The organism is Desulfofundulus australicus DSM 11792 (assembly GCF_900129285.1).
GTDB classification, from domain to species: Bacteria; Bacillota; Desulfotomaculia; order Desulfotomaculales; family Desulfovirgulaceae; genus Desulfofundulus; species Desulfofundulus australicus.
The window spans coordinates 1-11,675 of sequence record NZ_FQUW01000055.1; the positions used below are offsets into that span (position 1 = coordinate 1).

Genomic DNA, 11,675 nt, shown 5'->3' on the forward strand with positions numbered 1-11,675 from the left:
ACAATCATGCAGCGCGGAGAGCCAAAAATCAAACCATGAGGGTAAGTAGACCCTGTTAGGTAGCACAATGGCCTCCACCCCTGGACAGGTGGGACGAAGGAAAGTCCGGAACCGGCACGGTTATTGGTATCCCGGGAGACATGAGAGGGTATATCGCCAGGGTAAAGTGTGGAGAAAAGAGCGCGCGAAAAATTGTCACACAAGCAGCCCTGGTATTTCTGTATACACCACCTTCCAGACAAAGGCATAACTGGGCATCATTATCAGTCATAGCCCTGCTGAAAAATGAAAATGGCTGAAATTGTGAGATTAACGAAGATTATTCAACCTTATTGAGAGAGGTGTGATTATCAATTATGAGATTTTTCTTTAAAAGACTAATGGATTTTATTGGGGCAGTGGTAGGACTTGCCCTTTTGGCACCGGTAATGCTTTTAATTGCTCTCTTTATTTGTTTGAATATGGGGAGGCCCGTGTTATTCCGGCAGGTTCGCCCTGGTCTGCACGGGAGACCTTTTGTTATATATAAGTTTCGAACCATGAAGGAAGAACGGGACAGCAGGGGCGACCTATTGCCGGACGAGCAGCGTCTGACTCGTTTAGGGCGTTTTCTGCGTAGTACCAGTTTGGATGAATTGCCAGAACTTTTTAATGTTCTAAAAGGGGATATGAGCCTGGTGGGGCCGCGCCCACTTTTAATGGAATATCTTGAGCGTTACACCCCGGAGCAGGCCCGCCGGCATGAGGTAAAGCCGGGCATTACGGGGTGGGCACAGGTAAACGGGCGAAACGCGATTACATGGGAGGAAAAATTCAAGCTTGATGTATGGTATGTGGATAACTGGAGTTTGTGGCTGGATGTAAAAATCCTGTGTTTGACTTTAGTTAAGGTCTTAAAACGTGAAGGTATTAGCGCACAGGGGCATGCCACCATGCCGGAATTTATGGGGCAAAAAGGTAATCATTATCAGACTTGAGGGTGATCTTTTTGAAAAAATTGGTGATCATTGGTGCCGGGGGTTTTGCCCGGGAAGTGGCCTGGCTGGTCGAAGATATAAATGCAGTAAAAAAGGAATGGGAGTTGCTGGGGTTCATTGATGAAAACCCGGTTAATCACGGCAAGGTGCTTAACGGTTATCCTGTGCTGGGCGATTTCGGTTTTTTAGTAAACCGGCAGTTTGATGAACCGGTGTATACGGTGTGTGCCGTGGGGAGCCCTTACGCGAAAATTAATCTTGTAAAAAAGGCTGCTGAATGTGGTTTGCAATTCACGAATTTGATTCATCCCTCAGTGAAGATGTCACAGTATGTGGAATTAGGAACGGGGAATATAATTTGTGCTGGGAATCTCCTCAGCGTTGATGTTCTTATCGGGAATCATGTGAGTGTTAATCCCAATTGTGGTCTTGGGCACGATGTTATTATTAAAGATTATAGTACCCTGCTTTGGAATGTCAGTTTATCCGGGAACGTTAAAATTGGAACCGGTTGTGAAATTGGGACAAAAACTGTAGTTATTCAGGGAATAGAAATCGGTGAATGGTCAATAATCGGAGCAGGAGCTGTTGTAGTCCGGGATATCCCCCCCTATTGTACTGCCGTGGGCGTTCCGGCTAAGCCTATAAAATTTCATAAAATAGAGGCATAAAAAATGTTGCCGACTTTATATGATAATCGACTATAGAAAGGATAACGGGAGTGACTATCCTTGACTTTACTTGCCCTTGAGGGGGGAAGCCCCATTCGGAAAACACCTCTTGCCCCCTGGCCTTATTTCGAAGAGGATGAAATTAAAGCAGTTGAAAGGGTGCTGAAATCCGGCAGGGTAAATTACTGGACCGGCGAGGAGGGGCGGCTGTTCGAGCAGGAATTTGCGGCGTTTACCGGCTGCAAGTATGCTGTGGCCGTCGCCAATGGAACGGTTGCGCTGGAGTTGGCCCTTTATGCCCTGGGTATCGGTCCGGGGGACGATGTTGTTGTGACCAGCCGCACTTTTATTGCTTCGGCTAGTTGCGCCGTCATGCGGGGCGCCAGGCCCGTTATAGCCGATGTCGATCCGGTGAGCCAGAATATAACCGCTGAAACCGTTGCAGCGGCGTTAACGCCCAGGACGAAAGCCATCATTGCGGTGCACCTGGCGGGATGGCCCTGTGATATGGACCCTATCCTCGAACTGGCCAGGGAAAAGGGGCTTTTTGTTGTGGAGGATTGCGCCCAGGCCCATGGGGCCACCTATAAGGGGCGTCCGGTAGGTTCCCTGGGTGACGTTGCCGCCTTCTCCTTTTGTCAGGATAAGATTATCACCACGGGCGGGGAAGGCGGGATGCTTACTACCAACAGTAAGGAAATCTGGGAAAAGGCCTGGAGCTATAAGGATCACGGCAAGAGTTACGAGGCCGTTTATCACCGGCAGCACCCCCCCGGCTTTCGCTGGCTTCACGAATCTTTCGGCACCAACTGGCGGTTGACCGAAATGCAGGCGGCCATCGGGCGGGTGGCTTTGCGAAAGCTGCCAGGCTGGTTGCAGATTCGCCGGAGAAACGCGGCCATACTCACGGAATGCTTTGCAAATTTACCGGCCCTGCGGGTGACCCCGCCGCCGGAATCAATTGAACATGCCTATTACAAATATTATGTTTTCATCCGTCCTGAAGCCCTAAAAAGCGGGTGGGATAGAGATAGGGTGATGGCGGCCATATGTGCTGAAGGGATACCGTGCTATACCGGTTCTTGCAGCGAGATCTACCTGGAGAAGGCTTTTGAAAAAGAAGGACTGCGCCCGCCTGAACGTTTAAAAGTAGCAAAAGAACTGGGCGAGACTTCTTTAATGTTTCTTGTCCATCCCACCCTGTCGGAGAAAGATATTTACGATACATGCCGTGCCGTAGAAAAGGTTCTTCGGGTCGCTACACGGTAAGCTTTACCTTAAGAGAAGGAAATGGAATTTTATTGTCGAATAACTTGGATAGGTTTGCCATAAGAGAAGATGACAGAAGCGAAGCTTTTAAGGAGGACAGGCATTGGCCCGTTACCGGCGGATGTTTATTTTTATAGTTGTGGATGCCGTGTTGGTTAACATGGCCCTGCTTTTGGCGCTCTGGTTGCGTTTTGACGGGAACATCCCCGCGCAGTACTATGCTTCTTATCGTTCTATGGCTTTACTTTTCACGCTGGTGTGGTTGATATCTTTCTATGCCTTCGGCTTGTATGCCAGGATGTGGCAGTACGCCAGCGTGAGCGACTTACTTTCGATTGTGGGAGCCGTCACCGCAGGCGTCTTTGTAAACATTTCTCTTGCCTATTTTTATATGGAGGGCGGCAAGTTTCCCCTGCCGCGCACCGTTTTTATCATCGCCTGGTTGCTGAATGTAGTCTTGATCGGCGGTTTTCGTTTTTCGTGGCGTTTGTTTTTAAACAGGGAAATCCATTTTGGCAGGCTCCGCGCAGGTCGTCCGGTTTTGATTGTAGGTGCCGGCGAAGCGGGCGCGGCGGTAGCGCGGGAACTAAACAACCAGAACAATCATCATCACGTGCCGGTCGGCTTTGTCGATGACGATCCGGCCAAGCAAAAAATGCAGTTATTCGGCCTTCCCGTGTTAGGTATGCGCGAAGATATTCCCCGCCTGGTGGACAGGTACGCCATAGAGGAAATCATTATTGCCATGCCTTCCGTTCCGGGGAGGGTGATCCGGGAAATTGTGGAGATTTGCCGCCCTACGGGGGCCAAGCTGCGGATTTTGCCGGGAATTTACGAATTGATTGACGGGAAAGTAACGGTCAGCCAGATTCGCAACGTTGAAGTGGAAGATTTACTGGGCCGGGAGCCAGTGAAGGTGAACCTGGAGGAAATTGCCGGTTATCTGGAGGACAGGACCGTGCTGGTTACCGGGGCAGGGGGCTCTATCGGGTCTGAGCTTTGCCGCCAGATAGCCCAGTTTAATCCTCGAAAACTGATTTTATTGGGACATGGGGAGAACAGTATTTTTGAAATTCACCGGGAGTTGTCCCAAGGTTACCCGGAGCTTGAGCTTGCTCCGGCGATTGTTGATGTGCGTGATGCGGCTTCCATAAACAGGTTGTTTGTGGTTCACCGGCCCCACGTTGTTTTCCACGCAGCAGCGCACAAGCACGTTCCCCTTATGGAAGAGAATGCCTTTGAGGCTTTAAAGAACAATGTGTGGGGGACCTTTAATGTCGCGAGGGCGGCCCATGATTGTAATGTCCGGACATTTGTGTTGATCTCAACGGATAAGGCGGTCAATCCGGTCAGCATTATGGGCGCCACCAAGCGGGTTGCCGAAATGGTTGTGCAGGAGATGGCTTTAAAAAGCAAAACTTGTTTTGCGGCGGTGCGTTTCGGTAATGTGCTGGGCAGCCGGGGCAGCGTGGTGCCTATATTTAAGAAGCAGATTGCCTCCGGCGGACCGGTAACGGTGACCCACCCGGAAATGACCCGTTATTTTATGACCATCCCCGAGGCCGTGCAGCTGATTATTCAGGCGGGGGCCATGGCCCGCGGCGGGGAAATTTTTGTGCTGGATATGGGTGAGCCGGTAAAGATTGTCGAGCTGGCCGAAACCATGATCCGCCTTTCCGGCTTTGAGCCCGGGGAAGATATCGAGATCGTTTTTACGGGCGTCCGGCCCGGGGAGAAGCTTTCGGAAGAATTGCTGACGAGTGCGGAAAAAGTGAATTCCACCCGCCACGAGCGCATTTTTATAGCCCGGCCGGAACCGGTGGACTCTGCCAAGTTGAACCATTTCCTCAGCGTGTTGGGTAATGCCGGATGGTTATCCGAAGAGGAAGCGGTCGCTTTATTACAGGGATTAATTCCAAATTTCCGGAAAGAGAAGTGGAATAAAGTAGCCCAGGTAGGGTAGACTTAAAAACTGCAAACAGAATGAAATTTCCTTTTTTCTTTTTATCCCGCATATCATAGTCATAAACGGGTGCTCAGGAGTGTTGCATGAAGACATACCAGTTTACCGGGTGGTAAGGTTTACTGAAAAGCCGGGGCCGGAAAAGGCCCGGCAGTTTAGCAGGTCTCGAAGATACTTTATAAGGGAAAATAGTTTTGTGATGTAGGGAGGTTTTTTCGACATATCTCCTTTCTTAAACCCCTCAATCTTCCGGGAATACGACATCCGGGGCGTGGCGGGAAAAGACCTGAATTATGAAACCGCCCGTATTCTGGGAATGGCTTTCGGCACCTATCTGCGGGAACAGGGATTGAAAGAGGTGGTGGTGGGCCGGGACAACCGGGCCAGTTCCGGAGAACTGCGGGACGGTATTTGCGCCGGGCTGTTGTCGGCGGGATGTGATGTTCTTGACCTGGGCCTGGTGGTTACCCCCGTGGTTTACTTCGCCCGCCATTACCTGGGCGTGAAGGGTGCCGTGATGGTCACCGGCAGCCATAACCCGCCGGAGGAAAACGGATTTAAACTCGCTGCGGGCGGTGCGGAAACGATCTACGGGAAGGAAATCCAGAAGCTTAAGGAGATTTGCTTGCTCGGTTCCTTTGCCGCCGGCCTGGGGAAAATTAAAACTGCTGACGTTGTTCCCGCCTACCTGGAAATGCTGGCTGATAAAATTAAGCTTGGTCCCCGCCAGTTAAAAGTGGTCGTGGACTGCGGCAGCGGTACGGCGGGTTACTTCGCGCCGCAGCTTTTGCGCCGCTGGGGTTGTAACGTGATAGAGCTTTATTGTACTCCCGACCCGGCTTTTCCCCACCACCACCCCGACCCGGTAAAAACGGCCAACCTCCTCGATTTGCAAAAAAAAGTTCTTGAGGAGGAGGCGGATCTGGGCGTGGCCTACGACGGGGATGCCGACCGGTTGGGGGTTGTGGACGACCGGGGAAACGTGGTCTGGGGGGACAAGCTGATGATCCTCTTCTGGCGCGAAATCCTTCCCCGCTTCCCCGGTGCCCCGGTGCTGGTGGAAGTCAAGTGCTCCCAGAGCCTGGTGGAGGAGGCCACCCGCCTTGGGGGGAAGCCCATTTTTTCCCGCACCGGGCATTCCCTGATCAAGGCCAGAATGCGGGAACTTAACGCCCCCTTTACAGGGGAAATGTCCGGCCACATGTTTTTCGCCGACGAATATTACGGCTATGACGATGCGCTATATGCCACCGGGAGGCTTTTGCGTATTTTATCCAATACGGAAAAACCCCTTTCCCTGCTCCTGGCCGATGTGCCGGCATATTATTCAACGGCGGAGACCCGCATCCCCTGCCCGGACGAAGTTAAATTTGCCGTTGTAGAGCAACTTGTCAAGGAGTTTCAGCGCCAGTTCGAAGTTATTGACGTGGACGGTGCCCGGGTAGTATTTGAGGACGGGTGGGGACTTGTGCGCGCTTCCAACACGCAGCCCGTGCTGGTGGCCCGCTGCGAGGCGAAAACACCCGCAGGCTTGCAAAGGATCTGCGATCTAATGAAAAAGGCAATTACCGCCCACCCCCAGGTGGAAGATTTCCAGTGGGAGTTTTAGCCGGGGGATGCCGGCAAGCAGAATAACCGCTTCTTGAAACCCTTCTGAACCTTGAGGTAAACTGTAAACATAAAGAATATAAGGAGACGGCTCGATGACTGAAAATCAGATCGACCATGACCGCCTGTTTAAAGAATTGCTGGAAACATTTTTTGCCGAATTCATGGAGTTGTTCTTTCCGGAAGCCGCCCGATCCATAGACCTGACACAGATCAGGTTTCTCCAGCAAGAAATCTTCACCGATGTTACAGCCGGTGACAGACACAAAGTGGACATTCTGGTGGAAACCAGTCTCAAGGGCCAACCCGGTTTGATTCTGGTACACATTGAACCACAATCGTATGTGCAAAAGAATTTTAACGAGCGGATGTTTGTTTACTTCAGCCGGTTATACGAGAAGTACCGGCGCAAGATATTACCGGTGGCCGTGTTCGGCTACGACCGGGTACGGGATGAACCGGACAGCTTCGGGATTGCCTTCCCCTTCCTGGATGTCCTGAATTTCCGGTTTTACAAGCTGGAGCTGAAAAAACTTGACTGGCGGGAGTACATACTTAGCGATAATCCGGTAGCTGCGGCGTTGTTGAGCAAAATGGGCTTCAGGCCGGAAGAAAGGGTTCGCGTAAAGCTGGAATTCCTGCGCATGCTGGCACGGATGAAACTGGACCCGGCGCGGATGGAACTGCTGGCCGTTTTTTTCGAGACCTACCTGAAGCTGAACCGCGAGGAAGAAGAACAACTTTACCGTGAATTGGGTAAAATGGACAAAAAGGAGGTTGACGCCATTATGCAAATAACTACCAGCTGGCATGAAAAAGGCCGTGCGGAAGGCCGTGCCGAAGGCCGTGTGGAAGGGCGTGTGGAGAAAGCGCGGGAAATCATTTGTAAATATCTGTCCCGTAAGTTTGGGGATAAGTCGGCCGACTTGCAGCAAAAGGTCTGGCGGATGACCGATTTAGAAGCGCTGGACTATATCCTGGAGCAGCTGTTCGCCGCCAGCACTCTGGAAGAAGCTCGGGTCATCATCAATAACGGCGTTAGAGAGCGGTGAACCTCCCCCGGGACAAGCCCGGGGGCTTCGTCCCGAAGGTTTCTCATGTCATCGGAATGCTGCCTGCTAAAGCGCAGGTCTTACGCTTTCCTCGTGAGCTACATCCCGGCATTTGCCGGGAAGGCCCGGTCCATGGGCGTCTACTACTTCGCCATTTGGCTACGTAGATACGTGCTTACTTCAAAGCACCAGTCTCTTTCGGGAATCAGTTTTACGCAGCGGCCCATTGACCCGCTGCAACCCCATACTGATTGTCAAAGAGCACAGGAATATTATACCACGGAAACAGATGTTTGTGAAGTATTTATCGCCCTACCGGGCGATGCCTCTTTCATCATACGGCACAAGGCCGTAGGTTTTCAGAGGCAATTTTCTATAAAGACCGGGGTAAGGACTGCACAAAGCGGTGTATGCCCCGCCGTACGGAGGGATGTGTTTTTGTTTTATGCCGTAATTATGGCCGGTGGGGCGGGAGAGCGCTTCTGGCCCCTCTCCCGGCGGGATAGACCCAAGCAGTTCCTCTCCCTGGTGGGGGAGCGCACCATGCTGCAGCTTACCTTTGACCGGCTGGCAGGGTTGGTACCGCCGGAGAACGTGCTGGTCGTTACCGGTATCAATTATATCGAAACCGTACGCCAGCAGCTACCGGAGATTCCGCCGGAAAACATTGTGGCCGAACCGTGCGGCCGGGATACGGCGGCCGCCGTGGGTCTGGGAGCCCTCCATGTTTTGCGAAAGGATCCCCGGGGGATAATGGCGGTGCTGCCTGCTGATCACTATATTGCCCATGTGCGGCGGTTTCAATCGGTGCTGCAGGCGGGAGTATCCCTGGCGGCCGGCGGCCAGTGGCTGGTAACCATGGGCATTACCCCCACCCGGCCGGACACGGGGTACGGGTACATATGCCAGGGCGAGCTGCTCGAATACCATGAAGACATACCAGTTTACCGGGTGGAAAGGTTTACGGAAAAGCCGGGGCCGGAAAAGGCCCGGCAGTTTCTGGCCGCGGGGTGTTACCTGTGGAACAGCGGGATGTTTATCTGGCGGGCTGATTTAATTTACCGGTTGATTGAGGAACACCTGCCGGCCCTGGCGGCCGGACTGGCGGAAATAGGGCGGGCCATGGACCGCGGCTCCTGTCAGGAAGTCTTATCCCGTGTATATCCCCGCCTGCCGAAGGTTTCCATTGATTACGGGGTCATGGAAAAGGCCCCCAACGTGCTGGTCCTGCCGGGTAACTTCGGCTGGGACGACGTGGGTTCCTGGCCGGCCCTGGAGCGGTGCCGGGAAACGGAGGAAAACGGCAATGTGATCGAGGCGCGGGGGGTTTTTCTGGAAACCCGCAACAGCATCATCCACGCCCCCGGCAGGCTGGTGGCCACCCTGGGGGTGGAGAATCTGGTAGTGGTGGACGACGGGGAGTGCCTGCTGGTGTGCCGCAAGGACCGCGCCCAGGAGCTGAAGCGTCTCACCGCCGCCCTTAAGGAAGCAGGTCTCGAAGATGCTTTATAGGGAAGGCCCTGCCTTCCCTATAGTTTCCCCGCCGGCATGTTTATCCAACTACCTTTTTGGGCGACATGCCCTTTGCGGGAGGAATGCTGGCAAGCTTCTCATGATTTTTGCTTTCTTCTTCACGGATAAACTTGAAGAATTTGTCCAAATCACCTTTGAATTGCTCGAGAATAAGCTCACGTGACTTTCTGACTTCGTTGACAATATCGCCAACGTTGGTACCAAATGAAACAGGCAGCAATGACCGGGTGGATAAAGGAATGGCTGAATGAGATCGAACCCGTAGAAAGGAAAGCTTAGATGCATGCTAATAGCCGTGGAGAAGGTGGTTTGTTCTACTATAGGCAACTTTTATGAGTTTGTCCAAATCCTGAAAGGTAGTGTGGCCATGACTGGAAGAAAGAGCAAAACAAAGAAGGATAATTTGCCGCGACTAACCGAATCCCACATCCGCGACATGGCGGACCCTCAGAGTTTTGAGCGCGGCAGGAACTATTATAATGATGGAGCTATCATAGACCCCGTCCGCCAGGGGATGGAACTGCGCGGGGAATGTAGCGGTTCCCGGTACCAGCCATACAGGGTCAGGGTCAGGTTTAGCGACAAAGGCATTGTGGAAGCTTCCTGCACCTGCCCCCGGGGCGGGTTCTGCAAGCACATCGTGGCCCTGTTGCTTGCCTATGTCCATGAGCCGGAGTCATTCCGGGAACTGGCACCTCTGGAGGAAATGCTTGCCCGGCTGAGCAAGGAAGAGCTTATATCTTTAATTAGTGAGATAATTGAACGGGAACCGTCCTTGATGGCCCTGGTGGAACTGTCGGCGTCCGCAGCCCGGGGGCATGTGGATGCGGCATCGTGCCGCCGGCAGGCGTTACGTGTGCTGCGGCATGAGGATCCGCTCCTTATCGAAGCGGATTTACGGGGAATGCTTAACATGGCCGAACGTATGGCCGCAAAAGAAGACTGGCTCGGCGCGGGTACGGTTTGCCATGCCCTGTTGAGCGTGCTGTCATCCGAATATGAGGATATTCAGTTCATGGACGAGGAGGGGGACATCGCGGTTGTTGCCGGCGATTGCGCCGAACTTTTGGGCGAGTGTCTGGCCCAGGGACGGCCTGACGCCCGTACGCGGCGGGAGTGGCTGCAGACGCTGCTGGAAGCCGAACTGGCCGACATCAGGCTGGGCGGTATTGACTTTGCGTCCGGCGCCTTTGACGCCATTCTGGAGCATGCCACCGAAGAGGAATGGGCCGTACTCGAGGAACGAATACGTGAGGCCATGGGGGAAAGCAATGACTGGAAGAAGGAAATGCTGGTCAGGATGCTTGTCTCCTGGCGGGAGAAACACGGCCGGCATGAAGAAGCAGGCGATATCATCCGCGAACTGGGCACCCCGGAACAGCGCATGCTGTGGTTGGTCAGGGACGGAAAACCGGATGAGGCTGTGACCATTGCGCGGCAGCATTGCCTGGATAAACCCGGTTTGATTACCAGGCTTGCCGGTGAGCTGGTGGAAGCTGGCGCCCGGGAACAGGCCGTAACCCTGCTGACCGAACTGGCGGAGGGGGCTGACTCCCACTGGAGCTATGTGGAATGGCTGGCGGAATATTACCGGGTACACGGAGATTGGGGAGCGGCCCTGAAGTGGCAGCGCAGGGTTTTTCTCCAGAACCCACGGGTTAAATCGTTCATAGACCTGGAATACATTAGTAAAAAGCTTGGTGTTTGGGAACAGGTGCGCTCCGAAGTACTGCACACTCCGGAGATTGAGAAAAAACCGCACGTGCTGCTTGAAATCGCCCTGCATGAGGGCGACGTAGCGAGGGCGCTGGAGTTATTGCCCCGGGTTTCCGGTTGGGGATGGCGTAATTACAAGGAGAAGGTGGCCGGGGCCGCTGAAAAAGAACGGCCGGAAGACGCCATAGCGTTGTACAAAGAGCTGGTGGAAGAGGCCATCGGACGCCGTCAGCGCGGGGCCTACCGGGAAGCCGCAGGCTACCTGTGCCGGATTAAAACTCTCTGCCAGCGCACCGGCGCGCAGGAGAACTGGGAAGATTACTTCGCCGCGTTGAGGAGAAAATATGCCCGTTTTCCGGCGCTTCAGGAAGAGCTGGACGGAGCGGGGTTATAAAAACGGGGCGAAGCCGGTACAGGTGCCCATTGAGGAAGACCACCCCCTGGCTCCTACCAACCCCTATGGTGCCACCTGGTGCTGGTGGCCTCCTCCCGGCGTATCAGGGAAGAGCTGGACTGGCGCCCCCGTTACGGCGACCTGGAAACCATCGTCCGCACGGCCTGGGAGTGGCACCGGCGGCATCCGAAGGGCTATGAAGGTGGGACTTGAGGCGGGTTTTCATGATTGACCTGGCCGTGTAAAATTTAAGCAGGTACCAGAAGGAGAATGACCGTGCTTCTTGAAACCCTTCTGGACCTGATGTAAACTTTAACCATAAAGAATATAAGGAGACGGCTCGATGACTGAAAATCAGATCGACCATGACCGCCTGTTTAAAGAATTGCTGGAAACATTTTTGCCGAATTCATGGAGTTGTTCTTTCCGGAAGCCGCCCGATCCATAGACCTGACCCAGATCAGGTTTCTCCAGCAGGAAATCTTCACCGAT

Annotated in this window: 9 protein-coding genes; all 9 read left to right on the top strand. The window is 53.4% G+C overall.

Features of this window, described 5'->3' with window-relative positions; all coding sequences use genetic code 11:
• Positions 1 to 356 precede the first annotated feature (356 nt).
• The 9 genes from BUB44_RS14335 to BUB44_RS15920 all read left to right on the top strand — a co-directional run bounded on the left by BUB44_RS14335 (position 357) and on the right by BUB44_RS15920 (position 11,396).
• Positions 357 to 977: a sugar transferase gene (locus tag BUB44_RS14335; RefSeq protein ID WP_073167553.1), complete on the top strand. Its 621-nt coding sequence runs from the start codon at positions 357 to 359 to the stop codon at positions 975 to 977.
• Between the two features lie 2 nt (positions 978 to 979).
• The gene (locus tag BUB44_RS14340; RefSeq protein WP_242655996.1) at positions 980 to 1,648 is read left to right on the top strand and encodes an acetyltransferase; all 669 of its coding nucleotides are present in this window, start codon (positions 980 to 982) and stop codon (positions 1,646 to 1,648) included.
• Between the two features lie 60 nt (positions 1,649 to 1,708).
• Positions 1,709 to 2,917, top strand: a complete 1,209-nt coding sequence (locus BUB44_RS14345) for a DegT/DnrJ/EryC1/StrS family aminotransferase (RefSeq protein ID WP_083543263.1) — start codon at positions 1,709 to 1,711, stop codon at positions 2,915 to 2,917.
• Between the two features lie 121 nt (positions 2,918 to 3,038).
• Positions 3,039 to 4,880, top strand: a complete 1,842-nt coding sequence (locus BUB44_RS14350) for a polysaccharide biosynthesis protein (RefSeq protein ID WP_083543266.1) — start codon at positions 3,039 to 3,041, stop codon at positions 4,878 to 4,880.
• Between the two features lie 220 nt (positions 4,881 to 5,100).
• The gene (locus BUB44_RS14355; protein WP_073167555.1) at positions 5,101 to 6,489 is read left to right on the top strand and encodes a phosphomannomutase/phosphoglucomutase; all 1,389 of its coding nucleotides are present in this window, start codon (positions 5,101 to 5,103) and stop codon (positions 6,487 to 6,489) included.
• Positions 6,490 to 6,583: 94 nt separating this feature from the next.
• Positions 6,584 to 7,540, top strand: a complete 957-nt coding sequence (locus BUB44_RS14360; RefSeq protein ID WP_073167558.1) for an Rpn family recombination-promoting nuclease/putative transposase — start codon at positions 6,584 to 6,586, stop codon at positions 7,538 to 7,540.
• A 432-nt stretch (positions 7,541 to 7,972) separates the two neighbouring features.
• Entirely contained in the window at positions 7,973 to 9,052 is a 1,080-nt protein-coding gene (locus BUB44_RS14365; RefSeq protein ID WP_242655998.1) for a mannose-1-phosphate guanylyltransferase, read from the top strand.
• Positions 9,053 to 9,356: 304 nt separating this feature from the next.
• Positions 9,357 to 11,183, top strand: a complete 1,827-nt coding sequence (locus BUB44_RS14375; RefSeq protein WP_073167563.1) for an SWIM zinc finger family protein — start codon at positions 9,357 to 9,359, stop codon at positions 11,181 to 11,183.
• Positions 11,184 to 11,261: 78 nt separating this feature from the next.
• Positions 11,262 to 11,396: a hypothetical protein gene (locus BUB44_RS15920; protein ID WP_423219801.1), complete on the top strand. Its 135-nt coding sequence runs from the start codon at positions 11,262 to 11,264 to the stop codon at positions 11,394 to 11,396.
• Positions 11,397 to 11,675 lie beyond the last annotated feature (279 nt).

Coding starts and splice junctions, on each gene's coding strand:
- BUB44_RS14335 (WP_073167553.1), top strand. CDS start 357: ATGAGATTTTTCTTTAAAAGACTAATGGATTTTATTGGGGCAGTGGTA.
- BUB44_RS14350 (WP_083543266.1), top strand. CDS start 3,039: ATGTTTATTTTTATAGTTGTGGATGCCGTGTTGGTTAACATGGCCCTG.
- BUB44_RS14360 (WP_073167558.1), top strand. CDS start 6,584: ATGACTGAAAATCAGATCGACCATGACCGCCTGTTTAAAGAATTGCTG.
- BUB44_RS14375 (WP_073167563.1), top strand. CDS start 9,357: ATGCTAATAGCCGTGGAGAAGGTGGTTTGTTCTACTATAGGCAACTTT.